General features: G+C 53.6%; 13 protein-coding genes. 1 reads left to right on the forward strand and 12 read right to left on the reverse strand.

The window, feature by feature from the left end:
- Positions 1-28: 28 nt before the first annotated feature.
- Complete coding sequence (locus tag E9531_RS02800; RefSeq protein ID WP_136572189.1) at positions 29-991, forward strand: EI24 domain-containing protein; 963 nt, start codon at positions 29-31, stop codon at positions 989-991.
- Between the two features lie 67 nt (positions 992-1,058).
- On the opposite strand, the gene hemG is transcribed toward E9531_RS02800, so the two are convergent.
- The 12 genes from hemG to E9531_RS02860 form a co-directional block, all read right to left on the reverse strand.
- Complete coding sequence (gene hemG, locus E9531_RS02805) at positions 1,059-1,646, reverse strand: menaquinone-dependent protoporphyrinogen IX dehydrogenase (RefSeq protein WP_136572190.1); 588 nt, start codon at positions 1,644-1,646, stop codon at positions 1,059-1,061.
- A gap of 24 nt (positions 1,647-1,670) precedes the next feature.
- Positions 1,671-2,900, reverse strand: coding sequence for a hypothetical protein (locus E9531_RS02810; RefSeq protein ID WP_136572191.1), 1,230 nt, complete (start codon positions 2,898-2,900; stop codon positions 1,671-1,673).
- A gap of 41 nt (positions 2,901-2,941) precedes the next feature.
- Positions 2,942-6,472, reverse strand: a complete 3,531-nt coding sequence (mfd, locus tag E9531_RS02815) for a transcription-repair coupling factor (protein WP_425293549.1) — start codon at positions 6,470-6,472, stop codon at positions 2,942-2,944.
- Positions 6,473-6,812: 340 nt separating this feature from the next.
- Positions 6,813-7,796, reverse strand: a complete 984-nt coding sequence (locus E9531_RS02820; protein ID WP_136572192.1) for a Bug family tripartite tricarboxylate transporter substrate binding protein — start codon at positions 7,794-7,796, stop codon at positions 6,813-6,815.
- A 38-nt stretch (positions 7,797-7,834) separates the two neighbouring features.
- Positions 7,835-9,025: a tricarballylate utilization 4Fe-4S protein TcuB gene (tcuB, locus tag E9531_RS02825; protein WP_136572193.1), complete on the reverse strand. Its 1,191-nt coding sequence runs from the start codon at positions 9,023-9,025 to the stop codon at positions 7,835-7,837.
- 18 nt (positions 9,026-9,043) lie between these two features.
- Positions 9,044-10,486, reverse strand: coding sequence for an FAD-dependent tricarballylate dehydrogenase TcuA (tcuA, locus tag E9531_RS02830; protein WP_136572194.1), 1,443 nt, complete (start codon positions 10,484-10,486; stop codon positions 9,044-9,046).
- Positions 10,487-10,616: 130 nt separating this feature from the next.
- Positions 10,617-11,585, reverse strand: a complete 969-nt coding sequence (locus tag E9531_RS02835) for a LysR substrate-binding domain-containing protein (protein ID WP_136572195.1) — start codon at positions 11,583-11,585, stop codon at positions 10,617-10,619.
- 176 nt (positions 11,586-11,761) lie between these two features.
- Positions 11,762-12,694, reverse strand: coding sequence for a 2-hydroxyacid dehydrogenase (locus E9531_RS02840; RefSeq protein ID WP_136572196.1), 933 nt, complete (start codon positions 12,692-12,694; stop codon positions 11,762-11,764).
- Positions 12,691-13,392 carry an RraA family protein gene (locus tag E9531_RS02845; protein WP_136572197.1) on the reverse strand — a complete coding sequence of 234 codons (702 nt, stop codon included), beginning with the start codon at positions 13,390-13,392 and terminating at the stop codon, positions 12,691-12,693. The genes E9531_RS02840 and E9531_RS02845 overlap by 4 nt, the downstream gene beginning before the upstream one ends.
- Positions 13,385-14,389, reverse strand: a complete 1,005-nt coding sequence (locus E9531_RS02850; protein WP_244609942.1) for a Bug family tripartite tricarboxylate transporter substrate binding protein — start codon at positions 14,387-14,389, stop codon at positions 13,385-13,387. Before E9531_RS02850 ends, E9531_RS02845 begins: the two co-directional genes overlap by 8 nt.
- A gap of 104 nt (positions 14,390-14,493) precedes the next feature.
- Positions 14,494-15,513 carry an NAD-dependent epimerase/dehydratase family protein gene (locus tag E9531_RS02855; RefSeq protein WP_136572198.1) on the reverse strand — a complete coding sequence of 340 codons (1,020 nt, stop codon included), beginning with the start codon at positions 15,511-15,513 and terminating at the stop codon, positions 14,494-14,496.
- Positions 15,514-15,537: 24 nt separating this feature from the next.
- Entirely contained in the window at positions 15,538-16,998 is a 1,461-nt protein-coding gene (locus E9531_RS02860) for an aldehyde dehydrogenase (protein ID WP_136572199.1), read from the reverse strand.
- Positions 16,999-17,050 lie beyond the last annotated feature (52 nt).

A 17,050-nucleotide genomic window follows, 5' to 3' on the forward strand; every position in this document is an offset into this window, starting at 1 on the left:
TGTTTCAATCACATAAGAAAGGATCGCAATGCAACGGATCATGGAGTCGTTCTGGCGGGCGCTGATAGACAGCTTTCGTCCCAAAATCATTGCCTTGTCGCTTTTGCCCCTGGGCTTGATTGTGGTGGCTGCATTGGTGCTGGGGTACCTGTACTGGACCAGCGCGGTGGTGGCTGTGACGGATTGGATGCATGCCAGCACCATCTGGAGTTGGTTTGACGCGCGTTTGGCCACGATGGGGGTGAGCAATATCACTGCGATATTTGCACCGCTATTGGTGGTGTTGCTGGTGAGTCCTGTACTGGTGATCACCAGCTTGCTTTTAGTCACCATGCTGATGACGCCCGCTATGGCCAAACAAGTGGCGCAAAAGCGGTTTCCTGGCATGCAGCCCCAACCGGGGGCCACCTTTTGGCGCAGCTTGGCGTGGTCGGCATCGTCTACCTGTTTGGCTTTTCTGGCTTTGGTGGTGACCTTGCCGTTGTGGTTGATTCCACCTCTGGCGCTGATCTTGCCACCACTGATTTGGGGCTGGTTGGCTTATCGCGTGATGAGTTTTGACGCGCTGGTGGAGTACACAACGGCAGACGAGCGTAAGCTGATTGTCCAAGAGCACCGTTGGCCATTGCTGCTCATTGGGGTGGTGTGTGGTTTCCTGAGTGCAGCGCCAAGCGTGGTCTGGGCATCTGGGGTGATTTTCGCCTTTGCCTTTGTTGCCTTGGTTCCAATTGCTGTGTGGTTATTCACCTGGGTGTTTGCATTGACTTCGCTTTGGTACGCCCATTACTGCCTCAGCGTTGTTGCAGAGCGGCGGGGGCCTCAGGTGCTGGTGCGCGATGCCTCAGGCGACAACACGGGGGGCACTAACAGTGCTGAGGCGGCTGAACCTGCACCATCTGCACCAAGCGTCACTTCTGCACCATCATCGCCTGCTGCGCTCTTGGGCAATGGTGCGGCGGGCAGAGCGGGCGATGCTCCAGGCAGTGACTGAGCCAGATGCTCTAGGCTGAACTGGTTTGCGTTTTTTACCAAACGCGATCGCGGCTTACGCCTGATTTTTACAGGCCTGCTTGGGCTGCAATGGCATGGGCCCAGCAGCGCACGGCTTTCCAATCGGTGTACTCGCTGTTGGTTGATGGATTGGTCTCGCCCCCTGTGATGCGCATGATCAAGCGGATCATGGCTTTGTCCAGCCAACCATAGCGGGGGTAGCGCAGCGCGCCTGCAAATACGGCAACTGTTTCTGGATGCCAGCCGCGCCGATGCATGCGTTGGAGAAAGCGCCGCGTATAGGGATGGGTCTGTGGCGTGTTCTTTTCTGGCTTGCGGGCGGTCAGGCTCACCGAGGCAAAGGCTGTGGGCACATTGGCTAGCCAAGTTTTGTTGGCTTCAATAAAGGATTCGAGTTCGGGGGCAAAGTGGCCATAGCGGATCGAGGCAATCAACACCACACCGGCAACTTTTCCCTTGGACGTAGCCCATGCTGGAATTGGGTGGTGGCCTTCTTCTTGTGATGACAGGGCTGCAGCCAGTGAAGTGACGGGGGCGCTAAAGCCTCGTGCTGACAGTTCAGCGGCCACGACATGGGCAATTTTTTCGGCTTGCCCAAAACGGCTGGCATGCAAGATGGCGATCGTTGAGGGCATGAATCTCAGGCTTTCTGCGGTGCATCACCGAAATGTGAAGCCGCTGCTGGCCAATGTGTGGAGCATTTTTTCATGCTGCATTTGCTTTTCGATGGCTTTGCGGGTGTTGTTTAGCCAGCGTTTGAGCCCTTTGCTGGTTTGCAGCAACGTCAATTGCTCTTCAATCTCTGCGATTTCTTCTTGCGTGCCCTCGACAAAATCCGTGATGATCGATTTGAAATCTTTCGAGGTGACGCTGCAGATCGGGTCAAGGTGGTAACGCATTTTGAACTGTGCCTGCACTTGCAATAATTCGATTTTCAGCTCTTCACTTTGCTGCGTTAGCACGCGGTTGTAGTGTGAGAGTTGGGTGTCAGCCAACTGTGAGAGTTTGTTGGGATCGATCTGTTCAACCTCTAACTGCAGTTGCAACAACTGCAGCAAATCCTTGGTGCGGTAAGCCGCGGTGACGCGCTGCATCAGCGCGGTTTTGCGTTCGCGTTCGGTTGGGTCAGGCTCGCGGTCGGGGTGTAGCGCGCTGCTGAGCTTGCGGAAAATGCTCTGCAGCGACTGGCTGGCCTGCTGTTCGGCTTCTCGTTGCTCTTGGAGTTTTTTCTGCTTGGCTTGCTCGCGCTTTTGCTGCGCTTTGGTCTGGGGTTTGGTTTTTGCTTCTGTTTGATGGCCTGCTCGATGCGGTTGGGTGGTGTCATCACTTTCGGCTTGCTCTTGTTGCAGGCGCTGCAGCATGCGCGCTATGAATGCTTCTGGATTGTCCAGGTCAATGTCTTCCTGGCTCAGGTCCATGCCCAACATGTCTTCCATTTGTGCGCGAATTTGCTCTTTGGCTTCGTTCATTTGCGCTTCAAGCGTGCTGTCGCTGTGCTTGTCATAAAGGGCATGCAATTGCTCGCGACTGGGCTCGTCCATGGCCGGTTTTTGGAGCAATTCTTCGCACAAATCAAGCACTACGTCGGACAGCGTTTCGAGGTCGGCTTCAGTGAGTTTGATGGTCGCGTTTGCGTTGTCCAATAGGCAGGCCAATTGCCAGTTCAGCAGGTTCTTTTTTTGCTCAAGAGGAACGTACTCTGTACGCCAAAGGTTTTGAAAAACAGCCTCTTCCTGCTCCCATTTCTTCAGGGCATCGCCTTGGCGTTGCAGTTTTTTTACCAAGTTGTTGAAATGCTTTTGCGCAGGGGTAAAGGTTTGTGCTCCTGTGGGGGCAATGGCCAATTGCTGCAGTAACTGTTTGCTTGGTGCAGATTCAGGCGAGGGCATGTCGTCGAAAAGCTGGGTTTGGGTGGAATTTATGGTGGCATTCAGTGCTGCGTTGCTGTCTGGTGGCCGGGCGCGGAACCGTCAGCCACTGCCGCGGTGGGCTGTCCCAGGTTTCTCAGAACATCACGCACCATTTGCACGCGGTCTTTCATTTCAGGCAGTTCACGCTCGATGCGCAGCTTGTCGTTGCCTGCGAGTTTGATGTGCCTGTTTTTCTGAATCAATTCAATAATGCGCAAAGGCTCAATCGGAGGGTTGGGCCTGAAGCTGATTACGATGGCTGCGGGCGAGGCATCTACCTTGTGCACGCCATAGGGTTCACACAGAATGCGCAGGCGGTGCGTGTCAATAAGCGACTGCACCTGCTCTGGCGGTTTGCCAAAACGGTCGACTATTTCTTCGAGCATCACATCAATGGCATCCAGGCTGTGCGCAGTGGCCAGGCGTTTGTAGAACGACAAGCGCAGGTGCACATCGCCGCAATAGTCGTTGGGCAGCAGCGCGGGCACGTGCAGGTTGATTTCCGTGACCGCCTGCATCGGGGCGAGCAAGTCAGGCTCTTTACCTGCTTTGAGGGCTTTGACGGCATCAGAGAGCATTTCGTTGTAGAGCTGAAAGCCAATCTCCAGCATATTGCCGCTTTGGTTTTCGCCCAGCACTTCACCAGCACCACGAATTTCAAGGTCATGCATGGCCAAGTAAAAACCACTGCCCAGCTCTTCCATGTCTTGAATTGCATCTAGACGTTGTTGGGCTTGCTTGGTCAGGCCTTCGGTGTCGGGCACCATCAGATACGCATAGGCTTGGTGGTGGCTGCGGCCTACTCGGCCACGCAACTGGTGCAACTGTGCCAAGCCGAACTTATCTGCGCGGCTGATCACAATGGTGTTGGCAGACGGCACATCAATGCCGGTTTCAATAATGGTGGAGCACAGCAGGATGTTGTAGCGTTGGGCCACAAAGTCGCGCATGACTTTTTCCAGCTCGCGTTCAGGCATCTGGCCGTGCGCGACCGCAATACGCGCTTCGGGCAGAATTTCTTGTAGTTTGTCGCGCCGGTTTTCAATCGTCTCGACTTCGTTGTGCAGAAAGTAAGCTTGACCGCCGCGCTTGAGTTCACGCAACACGGCTTCACGGATCACGCCCTGGTTTTCACTGCGCACAAAGGTTTTGATGGCCAAGCGCTTTTGGGGGGCTGTGGCAATGACCGAGAGATCGCGCAGGCCTTCAAGCGCCATGCCCAAGGTGCGGGGGATCGGTGTTGCGGTCAGGGTCAGTACATCGACCTCGGCGCGCAACGCCTTCATGGCTTCTTTGTGGCGCACACCAAAACGATGTTCTTCATCAATGATGAGCAGCCCTAAATTTTTGAAATCGATGGAAGATGACAGTAGTTTGTGTGTGCCCACGACAATATCAACCGTGCCTTGCGCCAAACCTTTGGCGGCTGCATTGATCTCTTTGGTGGTACGAAAGCGGCTCATCTGCTCGACCTTGACGGGCCATTTGGAGAAGCGGTCGGTCAGCGTCAGGTAGTGCTGTTCGGCCAGCAGTGTTGTGGGCGCTAGAAAGGCTACTTGCTTGCCCCCTAATACCGCAACGAAGGCGGCACGCAGGGCGACTTCGGTTTTACCAAAGCCCACATCGCCACACACCAGGCGATCCATCGGTTGCGGGCTGACCATGTCTTGAATCACTGCGTGGATTGCGGCTAACTGGTCAGGGGTTTCTTCAAACCCGAAATCTTTGGCAAATACCTCGTATTCACTTGGGTTGAAGCGGAACGAGTGGCCTTCACGTGCAGCACGCCGTGCGTAGATGTTGAGTAACTCGGCGGCGACATCGCGCACTTGTTCTGCGGCTTTGCGCTTGGCCTTCTCCCACTGGCCTGAACCCAGCTTGTGCAGTGGCGCTTCGTCGGCAGCCACACCGCTGTAGCGGCTGATTTGTTGCAACTGACTTACGGGAACGTAGAGCACGGCTTCGCTGGCGTATTCCAGATGCAGGAATTCTTGCAGCGCTGGACTGCCGTCGGGGTTCTTTTGCCCCATGTCCATGTTGATCAGGCCGCGGTAACGGCCAATACCGTGTTGGGCATGCACGACGGGGTCCCCCACCTTGAGCTCAGCCAGATCCTTGATCAATGAATCTACATTGCTGGCTTGCTCGTGGCGTTTGCGCTTGCGTGTGGTCGGCTCAGCATTGAACAGCTCGGTTTCAGTGACGAAGTCTATGCCCGCATCCAGCCATGCAAAGCCACGTTGCAGCGCACTGGTGGCAATGCCGATTTTTTCGTCGCTGGATTGAAATTCTGCCAACGAATCAAAGGCTGGGCTGCTAAGGTGGCTGGCGCGCAGGAAGTCGGCCAAGCTCTCGCGTCTGCCTGCACTTTCCGCCAAGATCAGAACGCGTTGCTGGGTATTGCGCAAATGGGCTTGCAGGCGTGAAAGCGGGTCTTCGGCTCCGCGCACGGCAGAAATATCTGGCAGTGCAAGAAAGTCCGCCGCAGCATGGTTGGCATCGCTGTCAGCGGTTGCCTCATCACTGGCAGGACGCAGAGACAGTTGGGCCAGCGGTTTGCACAACGAATAGAACTGTTCAGTGGTCAAAAATAGGGTGGCAGGCGGCAGCGCCGGGCGCTCTTCATCGCCTTGCAGCAGGCGGTAGCGCTCTTGTGTGTCTTGCCAAAAGCGTTGCAGCGCGGCATCCAATGGGCCGTGCAACACCAGCGTGGTGTTGGTGCCCAAATAATCGAAAACGGTGGCTGTCTGCTCAAAAAACAGGGGCAGGTAATATTCAATCCCTGCCGTAGCGACGCCATTGCCCATGTCTTTGTAGATGCGACTTTTGGTGGGGTCGCCTTCAAGCAACTCTCGCCAGCGGCTGCGAAAGTGTTTACGCGCCTGTTCGTCCATTGGGAATTCGCGCCCCGGCAGCAGGCGGATTTCTGGTACTGGAAATTGGCTGCGCTGGGTGTCAGGATCAAATGTGCGGATTGAGTCAATCTCGTCATCGAATAAATCAATGCGATACGGCAGGGCCGCGCCGTTAGGGTACAGGTCAATCAAGCTGCCGCGTACAGCATACTCACCAGGGCTGACCACTTGACTGACGTGCTGGTAGCCCGCCATCGTCAACTGCTCTTTGAGTTTGGCTTCATTGAGTTTTTGCCCTGATTGGAAAGCAAAGGTATAGCCTGCCAAAAAAGAGGGGGGTGCCAAACGGTACAGGGCCGTGGTGGCGGGGATCAGTAGCACATCTGCCTGGCCTTGCTGAATGCTCCATAGCGTGGCCAAGCGCTCGCTGATCAAGTCCTGGTGCGGCGAGAAGCTGTCGTAGGGCAGCGTTTCCCAATCAGGAAACAATACGGGCTTAAGCGTAGGCTCGAAAAACACCATTTCACGCAGCAGGCGTAAGGCATCGCGGGCATCGGCCGTGACAATCGCGGTGCGCTTGCCCTGTGCTTTCTCGCGCAATGCCAACTGGCACAGCAGTAAAGCATCTGCAGAGCCAACAGGCATGGGCATGGTGTAACGGTGACCGGCGGTGATTTTGGGGAGATGGATCGACATGGTGGTAATGCAGCGTTGGTCTTACTTGGCCCTTTGTGTCACCATCTTGCTGCTCTAGCAGAAGTGGTACATATCGCGCAAAGGCCTTCAACGCAGAGACGCTCAAAATAAAATGCCAATGCCCCATTCAATGGGGCATATGTATTCGTAATACAGCACATTTTATAGATAGATGGGAGGAGCGTTTTACGTTCCCTTTTTGCCACCTCACGATGCATCCTAGGCGGATACATCCTTTGCGCCATGTTGGTACACAGACTTGTTGGCGCTTAGTTGACTGCGATCTATGTAACACAAAGGTGAGCACTAGGACGCAGTACTTTGCTGGCGCAGAACAAGGCTAGTTCTGTGTTTTCAGTTGGCCATCTTGAATGACTTTTTTCCACTTCTGGTCTTCACTTCGAATGAATTCAGCCAACTCTTGGCGTGTAGTGGGATGAGGGGTCAAACCATGCTTTTGTAGCGCTTCTTTGACATCAGGTTTGTTGAGGACCTGGACCAGAGCATGGTTCCACTTTTCCAAGATAGTTTCAGGCGTGCCTGCTGGTGCAACAAATGCGTACCAGTTGAGGGCATCAAAGCCGGGAAACCCAGATTCCGCTACGGTGGGAACATTGGGTAAATAGGCAGGACGTTGCAACCCCGTTGTTGCCAGTGCCGTGAGTTTGTCCGTTTCCACGTATGGCATGGCCGTGGGAGGAGCTGCAAAGTAAGAGGCAACACGTTCGCCCAGCAGGTCCTGCAATGCGGGAGCTCCGCCTTTGTAGGGCACATGCACCATTGGAGCTCCAGCTTTTTGGCTCAGCAACTCGCCTGTCAAATGGGACGCTGAGCCTGCGCCCGATGATGCGTATTCAACCGTGTTGGGGTGCTCTTTGGCGCGTTGAATGAATGCCTCAAAGGTGGTGATTCCAGTCCCTTTATGCACTACCAATACGTTGGGGAAATAGACACCTCCTGATATGGGGGCCAAATCCTTAAAGGGATCGTAGTTGACTTTCATTAAGTGGGGAGAGATGGTCAGTGGGCCAACAGAACCAAACAACAGCATGCTGCCGTCTTTGGGGCCTTTCGCAACTTGCCCGTGGGCGATGTTGCCACCTGCGCCTGCTTTGTTGTCGACGACCACAGACTGCCCGACCGTCTCGCTGAGTTCTTTGGCAATCAAACGTGCCGCTAAATCGGCTGCACCGCCGGCGGCAAATCCGACAACCATAGTGACTGGCTTTTGCGGGGGGAATTCTTGTGCTTGCACCGTATGGCTATTGGTGATGACAAAAGCGATAGTCGCAGCCATACCCGCAATTGAATTGCGTTTTCTCATCGTGGTCTCCTTCTGGCTTGGTGCCAGTTCGTTAAAAATCAGTCTGCGCCCAAGCCAATTGGATTGGGTTGGCGTTTTTCTACGTTGTGGCGAAGTAAGGCTGCGGTGCGGAAAATGCCGTGGGCGAATTTGTTGTAGGGCAGGGTGATGAATAGGGCCATCACGGCACCAAGGTGCACGCACAGCAGTAAGGCCAGTGCGGGGGTGGATCTTCCTAACCAAAGGGCCATGCCTGTGGCTGCCACAAAAAACAGCAATGCAATAAAGCCGAGATCCATGGTTTTTTGTTGGCGTGCCCCTTGTTCAGGGTTGCGTTTTTGATGCAGATACCACAGTCCCGCAGTGCCTAGCATCATGGACGCACCGCCAACAGCACCCAGGAGTTTTGGGAGGCTGGGAAATTCATACGGCGCGACCCAGCCAAATACATAGTGGTAAATGGTAGCCAGGGATGTTGCGGCAAAGCACAGGAGGAAGCCATAAAAGGTCAGGTGATGGCACCGTCTGCGGGCATGGGTAAAGGCATCGTCTGCATTGGTGCAGCCTTGCCCATGTCCTCCATCCAAATATTTAAGCTCAAGGACGTTGCTTGTTGCCTCCAAGGCTGCTGGTGGCTTGAGGTCTGCACCGCTGGTTGCGGGCTTGATGTCACGCCAGAAGCGTCGTACCCCCATCGCTAGTGCAAGCATGGCAAAGAGAAAAATGGGTAGGAAAAGACTGATTAAAAGGTTGTGTGGAAAGAGGTTATAAAAATTGCCCTTTAAGTCCACACTGCCCCATAGCACAGCCAGCCCATGGCCGTTCAGGACGGTTGACAGAATAAGAAACAGCGACAACGCGGCAAACAAAGCAAGAGACAGAGTCAACCCATTGCGTTGGTAAAGTTTGCCTAAGGGGGCAGGCCAGGCGTACTCGCTGTACGTTTGACCACGCACGACAGCCATTGCTTGAGGCACGTTGACAGCAAATTCATGCGGTGGGGCGTATTGGCACGAAGTTAGGCAGGCACCGCAATTGTGGCAAAGGTTGGCCAGGAAGTTGGTGTCTGCTTTAAAAAACTCCAGCCGGCGTGTCATCGCTGGAAAAACAGCGCAAAAGCCTTCGCAATAGCGGCAAGCGTTGCAGATTTGCAGTATGCGTGCCACTTCTTGTTCCGCTTCGGTCATTTCGACCGTCTCACCTGCGGCCAAGGCTTTGGCTTGTTGGGTCAGGAGTTCTATCGTTTGCATAGTTGGGGTTCCATGGACTCAATGGCTGGCATGTTCTTGTTTTTCATCGGCAACAGGGCCGCTGAGTACGGATAAGCTTTGCGCGACGCGGGCGGCATTCAAGCCTGCAATACGGCCAAAAGCAGTGCCAATCGACATGCCAACTCCTGCCGTGTAACCCTTGCCCAGCACGTTACCGGCCATCATTTCGCCGGCAACAAAGAGGTTGTGGCTGGGGATATCGTTAAAGCGCACCGCTGCGGTGTCATCTACGCGTAAGCCCAAATAGGTAAAAGTCACCCCCGGGCGCAATGCATAGCCGAAAAATGGTGGCTTATCTAAGCGCAACGCCCAATGCGACTTTTGCGGCATCACTCCTTGTGTATGGCAGTTGTCCAGAACCGTATGGTCAAATTGGCCGGTTTGGCAGGCAGCGTTGTATTGCGCAATGGTTGCTTCAAACGCTGATGCGTCCAAGTCCAGTTTGTGCGCCAGTTCTGCCAAACTGTTGGCTTTGACGCCGTTGAATACTGGCGGCATGAAGCGGCCAATGGCTTTGCTGTCAATGATGGAGTAGGCAATCTGGCCTGGTTGCTGGGCTACTAAACGGCCCCAGATGGCGTAGCGTTTGGGCCAGAAGTCTTCTCCTTCATCGTAAAAACGTTTGGCCTCGCGGTTGACGACTACGCCTAACGAGACGCAGTCGATGCGTGTGCAAATACCGCCGTCATACAGTGGAGCCCGGGCATCAATGGCGACCATATGGGCTTGCGTGGGATCACCAATGCCATCGGCTTGATGCTCCTCTAGCATGTGACGCAATAAAACCCCTTGGTTGAAGGCTGTTCCGCGAATCAGGAAGTTGTCAGAAGGCCATTCTCCACGCTCGTTTTGTCCCCATGCTTGGCGAAGCCATTCACGGTTGGACTCAAAGCCACCGGCCGCCAGCACACAGGCTTTGGCGGTAATACGTTGACCGTTGCACCATGCCGCTTTGAATTGGCCTTCTTCAATCTCCAGTTTGTCGACTGGTGATTCGTAGCGTACTTCTATCCCTAGAGAGGCCGCACTGCGGTAATAAGCATTCACAAGGGCTTTGCCGCCGCCCATGAAAAACGCGTTGGTGCGCGCAACATGCAAAGCGCCGGAGAGTGGGGGCTGGAAGTGCACACCGTGGCGGCGCATCCAATTGCGACATGTGGAAGACGCTCGGATGACCATGCGTGCCAAATGCTCGTTGGTGTTGCCCCCGGTTACTTTGTAGAGGTCTTGCCAATACTCTTCTTCTGGGTAGGCATCGACCAGAACGTCTTGCGGGGCTTGGTGCATGCAGCGCAAGTTTCTGGTGTGTGCGGAGTTGCCTCCGCGCCAAGCCTTTGGGGCTGATTCAAGCAGCAGCACGCTTGCACCTGCTTCACGCGCCATCAGCGCGGCACAGAGTGCAGCATTGCCACCACCGATGACCAATACATCGGCGTCCATGGAAACCCCTTTCTTTTTTGCTTGATGACCTCTTGCAGGTCCTTCATCGTGTTGGGGCTGATTATCGAGATCAGAACGCCAAGCACTAGAGCAGAATCAGAATGGGGGTATCACTAAAAGTGATGGGGTGTCAGGGTTTTCCTGGGTGCAAATGAGCACCAAACCAACGCCCTGATCGCACTAATTCCCGTACGCAGTGCAGCAACACGACGCGCAGTGCCAATGCAGCAGGTGAGAGTTCTTCATCAGACAGACAGCATAAGATGTTGCTGCGGACGGCCAAGTTGTCATCAATCCGAGACCATTCAAAATGCTGCGCCGGCTCGGCTACACGGCCAAGTGCAGCCCAGGGTTGAATGGTGGAGCCAAGGCCATCAGCCACTGCAGCCATGACGACATGCAGCGAATCAATTTCCATCGAAATATAAGGTTGAATGCTTTGCCGATTGAAAGCCGCTTGCAACGTGCTTCGCAGGCCATGGTTGGCAGTAGGCAAAATCAGTGGCTCGTCTTTAATGGCGTTGAGCGTGACTTGTGCAGGTAACGCAGAAGAGGCCACTGTTTTACGGCGAAACAAGAACAGATCTTCATCCAGCAAACCTTGGGTTTGCCAACGTTGCCGCAGAGCCGGCTCTTGTGTGTGCGCTGCATGGGTGTGGGTATCAAACAAAATCGCAACGTCCAGTGAGCGTGCTTGGAGCATGTGCGCCAGATGCCCTGACATGCCATCGGTTAGCAGGAGCCGCACATCAGGGTAACGCTCACGCATGGCGCGAATCAACGGCACGGCCAGGATAGTAGCGGTTGTAGTGGGCAGGCCCACACTCACAGTGCCACTCAAGCGGGCTTGTTGGGCATTGTGGATGGCCTGCTGGGCATGCCGCAGTGTGAGCTGTGCCTCTCGAAAAAACGCCATCCCCGCTTCAGTGGGAATCACGCCTTGGGTCCTGCGTAGTAACAATCTGGTTGATAGCTCGCTCTCTAAGCGACTGAGCTGCTGACTGACAGCAGATTGGGCCAAGCCCAAGTCCAGCGCTGCGGCGCTCATAGAGCCAAGCTCCACAACACGCACAAAATAGCGAAGTTGGCGCAGTTCCATATTCGAGTGGCGATGCGTCGTGAACCATACGCAACGCAGTTTGTTTAGTAGCCCATCACAATACGTGATATTCACATGGTCACGTATTGTTTTTTTATTCTGAAATCTTGTGCAAGTGGTGCCAAGCACGGATTCGCTCAATAGTGCTGATTGTGGTGCTTCACTTTTGGTGAAAATTAATTAACGCGATCTAGCACTTGGCCATACGTCAAAAAATGCTCAACGTTGTGGATGACCCGCTCTTGCATCAGGTTCCGTGTCTCGTGGGTTGCGCTGGCCATATGGGGAGTTAGAACGACGTTGTCCAAGGCCTGCAATGCTTCAGGGGCCCCCGGTTCATTGGCCAGAACATCCAATCCAGCGCCGGCGATATGCGCATGTTGTAGTGCGTGAATCAATGCTGGCTGATCAATCACAGAGCCTCTGGAGATATTGATGATTATTCCGTTGGCTCCAAGAGAACAGAGTACTGATTTATTGACTAGGTGTTTGGTTTGTGGCCCTCCTGTACAGGCTACGACAAGATAGTCAGCCCACTGTGCCAGATCGTTTAGTTCTGCGAAGAATTGGTACTTGCTGTCAGGCAATTGGCGCCTGTTATGGTAGCCAACGGCCATTCGGAAGCCGATGGCGCGTTGTGCAATAGCTTGACCAATACGGCCTAAACCAAGCAGACCAAGGCGTTTGCCTGCCACGCTGCGCCCTAGGGGAAATTGGCCTAACTCTTGCCAATGACCTTGCCTTACATATCTATCTCCTTCAGGAATGCGGCGGGCAACGGATAGGATTAGTCCCCATGCCATGTCCGCAACGCATTCGTCCAATACATTGGGAGTATTGCTAACTTGAATGCCCAGACTTGCTGCTGCATTGAGGTCGATGGTGTCATAACCAGCCCCCCAACTGCATATGGCTTTGAGTTGTGGCCATTTCTTCATATCCTCTGCGGAGCAACCTCTGCGAACACTGGTTACGAGAACTTGTACTGTAGTCGGCAAGTTCGTGTTTGCACCCTGCCAGAGAGGTATGGCTTGATGCTGATGACGGAGCCGTGCATCGGCATCTTCGCCAATCGGAGTCAGTTGGACGATTTTTTGGGGCTGATTCATGAAGCGACTGACGTTGGCATGTAATGGCTGGCTTCACAAGCGCTGGTAAAGCCCATGCCTTGTTTTAAGCAAAGTTTCATTTGCGAGTCTTTGTAGGCAATGGTGCGGGCTTGCTGTAATACCAGTTGAGTGTGAGCACGTGGCACGACGACGATGCCTGTGGCATCGCCAACCACCAAGTCTCCTTGTGCAATGGATACGCCACTGATCTGAACGGGCTCGCCCATGCTGACTAACTGCAGGCGACCTTTACCTGTAATCGGAGAGACATGACGGCTGGCTAACCACAGTCCCGTAGCACGAATCTCAGTCAGATCTCGACAGGCACCATCTAGTAAAACACCGGCTGCTTTGCGCTGTACACAGGCGTAAGCAGCTAAACCGCCTAGACTGGAGATGGGTTGTTCTTCCATCGCCACTACAAGTATCTTTTTGGGACCCGTGGCTTCCACCAAGTGGTGTACACCAAATGCATGAGCAGCAAATGCATGGACTGTTGAACTGCACTGGTGCTGAGCGGTAACAGCTTCAGCTGCCACAATGCCTTGGCCACTGCGCAGTTCAATGCCTCTTAACAGGTTTATTGGTAAGTGCAGGCTATCGAGTGCGTCGCACCACGTGCTGACGTCGTACTGCGCGCATTCTTGCAGCCAATGTTGCGTTGCCATTGCTGTATCGGCGCTGGTCCGATCAGTCAATTTTTGCTCCTGATAAGGCAACTGCTTCAGCCCAGCGTTTTTGCTCTGCTTCTACTAGTGCTTTGAAGGCAATAGGCCCAAGATTATTGACTTCGCCCCCCATTTCTTCCAGTTTCCGGGTCACTCCGGGCAAAGCCACAACGGATTGAATGTCTGCGGCAATTTTGTCGCGAAGTGTAGGATCCATATTGGCTGGTGCAAAAGTACCAAACCATGTGGCTGCAAGAAAGTCTTTCATGCCCAGTTCATCAAAGGTAGGGATTTCTGGCATGGATTTCATGCGCTGGTGGTGCGCCAAGGCAATGGCTTTGACTTTCCCTGAGCTGATGTAGGGCGCTACTTCCGAGAGCGTAACAAACGCCGCATCCAATTGATTTCCAACCAAATCTGTCACCATTGGTGCGCCTCCACGGTAGGGGACGTTCGTGCCTTTGATTCCCGTTTTTTGCTTAAAAAGTTCAGAGGTGAGGTGTTGCACGCTCCCCGTTCCGGGTGAGCCAATCGATAGCCCTTGCGGTAAGGCTTTGGCCCAGTTTAAAAATGAAGGTAAATCATTCGCAGGAACTTTGTTGGCAACTACCAGTACGAGCGGAATGGTACTGGTCAGCGTGATCGGAGTGAAGTCTTTGACCGGATCAAAGGACAAGTTGCTGTACAGACTGGAAGTCACTGTGTGCGTGGCGGTAGTTTCGTACAAAGTGTAGCCATTGGGGGGAGATTTCGCGACAAACTCAGCACCGACGGTGGTGCCAGCTCCTGCACGGTTTTCTACAATCACGGGCGTATTCCAACTGCGGTAGAGTTCATCTGACAAGATTCGGGCAATGATGTCAGTAGCTCCTCCGGGGGCATAGGGCACAATAATTTTGACTGTTTTATCTGGAAAGTTTTGTGCTGATGTTGTATTTGCCATGGGCAGGCAGATCAGCCAGCTTGAGCACGCGATGGCGATATTTTTCAGGTGAGTGCGCCATGTTTTTGGGATGGAATGTTTCATTTTTGTCTCCTTGGTTCTTATTTATGCATCCTGCCGGCCAGCCATACATGCGTGCTGACCGGCCATCGTGGTGGCCATTAAATTAGCTGTCGACCTCAGTTCAATCAGTGGTCTTGTGCTTGACGCCATTGCAATAATCGTTTGACACCCTCTTGCATAGACACAGAGGGCTGCCACTGTATTTCTTGCCCAGCCAGAGCGTGTGGAATACTGAATGCTCCGCCTGAAGTTAGGCGCACTTTGCCGGGCTCTTCAGGCGGGGAAATAGGGACCAGTTTGCTATCGCAGTAATCCAGTACGTGTTGCACGATCTCACGTGTGGTGACGGTGTCAACTCCGGAAACATTTACAGCAACATCGCTGGCATCGCTTTGAAAGGCAGCAATATTGGCGCGGGCCACATCACCTACATAGACAAAGTGCTTAGTCTCTGACCCATCACCAGGCAAAGTTGGCGCCTTACCTGCACGTACTTGGTCATAGGTGCTCATGATGTAGAGCGCATTGGCTGCACGGTAGTGTTGTCTTTCTCCATATACTGTGGAGTAGCGGACCACTACATAGTTGAGGCCGTGTTTCTGGTGGACTTGCCTGCACAATTGCTCGCCAATAATTTTGGACGCACCGTACAGTATGGCTGCAGGTGGAGCGCCTTCAGAATGAAAAGGCGTTGTTTCAGTTAATTCGCCTTTAATCCCATTGCCATATCCGTAGACGGCATTGGAGGACGCAAATACCAGTTTCTTAACGCCATTGCGACGACAGGCTTCGACTACGTTTTGGGCGCCACGAATATTGACATCTAGTGCAGCCCAGGGGCTTTGATCAAACCCCAGTGTCATATAGGCCGCCAGATGCAAGACTCCATCGATTTGCTGGGTCGCATCTAAAAGCTCATGCAGTTGCATGATGTCTGCTTTGAGAATACGTACCTTGGGATGGTCTTGTAAATGTGCGATCGCTTGCATGGCACCAAAGGCAAAGTTATCCAAGAGCACTAACTCTTTGGCACCTTCCGCTAGCAGCAAGTCTGCGGTGTGCGAGCCCACTAGGCTGGCCGCACCAATGATGAGAAAGCGATGGCCACGTATGGCAAGTCGATTGTTGGGTGTGTGTGTTGGCATAGAGTGTCCTTGTTATTGGGCGCGTTAGCCCAGAGCCATTGGGGCTTGGTGCAGGCCCCAGTAAATACTTTTGTTTTGGCTGTAGAGCTTCAGGCCTTCAATGCCTTTTTCGCGACCAATACCGCTGTCTTTGAAGCCCCCAAATGGCGTAGCGATATGGGACTGCTTGTAGGTGTTGATCCACACGGATCCTGCTTGAATGGCTCGCGCAATACGCCAAGCCTTGGCGTAGTCACTTGTCCATATTCCTGCACCCAAACCAAATGCGGTGTCGTTGGCTTGTGCAATTAGGTCGTCTTCGTCATCAAAGGGGAGGGCGACCAGAACAGGTCCAAAAATTTCTTCCTGACATACGCGCGCACTGTTGCTGAGACCATCAATGAGTGTGGGCATGTAAAACGCGCCTTGTTGCAGTTCTGATCCAGACGGAGGCATTCCTCCTGCAAGAATTTCCCCGCCCTCATGGCGGGCTAGTTCTACGTAGTTGGCTACGCGCTGGCGATGCTTGAGGGAGATCAATGGTCCGACCTGTACGGTGGGATCATCGGGTAATGCAACACGTATTTGCCGGGTTCTTTCTGCCAGGCTATTTACGAATGCTTTGTAGATGGTGCGCTGCACAAACAGGCGTGAACCAGCAACACAGCTTTGCCCTGCCGAGCCAAAAATACCAGATATGACTGCTGCTAAGGCTTTTTCTTGGTCTGCGTCTTCACACACAATGTGTGGAGATTTTCCACCAAGCTCTAAAGCCACTGGAATGAGGCGCTGTCCGGCAATAGCTCCGATTGCTCGTCCTGTATCCGTCCCTCCGGTGAACGACACCATGCGCACACCCGCGTGTTTGACCAATGCAGCACCGACATCCTCACCATCTCCTGCGAGTACCTGTAGCATGCCTGTGGGCAAACCCGCCTGCTGTGCGATGCGTAGTAGCTCAAATGCCAACTGAGGAGTTTCCTCTGAGGGTTTGAGTATTACCGCATTACCAGCTGCTAGCGCAGGTGCGGCTTTCTGTGCTTCATTCATGATGGGGGAGTTCCATGGCGTGATGCAAGCAACCACACCGAATGGCTCTGCCAATGCCATAGAGAAGTACTCTCCACGCGCCGGTGTTAGTGCTCCCTGTAAGGTTTCACACACGGCTGCGTAGTACCGAAAATTTCCTGCTGCCGAATCGACCATATGCAGGCATTCTTTATAGGGTTTGCCACTGTCGCGCATTTGTAGAGCCGCGAGCGATTCGCGCTCAGCCAGAATGCCCTGTCCTATTGCATAGAGTACGGTAGCGCGTTGGTCTTGACGTAAGCCAGACCATGCTTGGTGATGAAAGGCATCCCAAGCCGTTTGTACGCAGGCGTCAACGTCTTGCGCTGTTGCCTTTTGCACCTCGCCTGCGACTTGGCCATTCGCTGGATTGATGGAAATTAATTTGTTTTTGTTTGCCGCTAGATCGTAGTTGGTTTGGCTTGTTTGTGTGGCCATGTTTTGCTCCTTTGCGTGTATTGGATGCGCAAAACATCTGCTCATAAAATTG

Source organism: Lampropedia puyangensis (assembly GCF_004833285.1).
Classification (GTDB): domain Bacteria; phylum Pseudomonadota; class Gammaproteobacteria; order Burkholderiales; family Burkholderiaceae_C; genus Lampropedia; species Lampropedia puyangensis.

Coding starts and splice junctions, on each gene's coding strand:
- E9531_RS02800 (WP_136572189.1), top strand. CDS start 29: ATGCAACGGATCATGGAGTCGTTCTGGCGGGCGCTGATAGACAGCTTT.
- hemG (WP_136572190.1), bottom strand. CDS start 1,646: ATGCCCTCAACGATCGCCATCTTGCATGCCAGCCGTTTTGGGCAAGCC.
- E9531_RS02810 (WP_136572191.1), bottom strand. CDS start 2,900: ATGCCCTCGCCTGAATCTGCACCAAGCAAACAGTTACTGCAGCAATTG.
- mfd (WP_425293549.1), bottom strand. CDS start 6,472: ATGTCGATCCATCTCCCCAAAATCACCGCCGGTCACCGTTACACCATG.
- E9531_RS02820 (WP_136572192.1), bottom strand. CDS start 7,796: ATGAGAAAACGCAATTCAATTGCGGGTATGGCTGCGACTATCGCTTTT.
- tcuB (WP_136572193.1), bottom strand. CDS start 9,025: ATGCAAACGATAGAACTCCTGACCCAACAAGCCAAAGCCTTGGCCGCA.
- tcuA (WP_136572194.1), bottom strand. CDS start 10,486: ATGGACGCCGATGTATTGGTCATCGGTGGTGGCAATGCTGCACTCTGT.
- E9531_RS02835 (WP_136572195.1), bottom strand. CDS start 11,585: ATGGAACTGCGCCAACTTCGCTATTTTGTGCGTGTTGTGGAGCTTGGC.
- E9531_RS02840 (WP_136572196.1), bottom strand. CDS start 12,694: ATGAATCAGCCCCAAAAAATCGTCCAACTGACTCCGATTGGCGAAGAT.
- E9531_RS02850 (WP_244609942.1), bottom strand. CDS start 14,389: ATGAAACATTCCATCCCAAAAACATGGCGCACTCACCTGAAAAATATC.
- E9531_RS02855 (WP_136572198.1), bottom strand. CDS start 15,513: ATGCCAACACACACACCCAACAATCGACTTGCCATACGTGGCCATCGC.
- E9531_RS02860 (WP_136572199.1), bottom strand. CDS start 16,998: ATGGCCACACAAACAAGCCAAACCAACTACGATCTAGCGGCAAACAAA.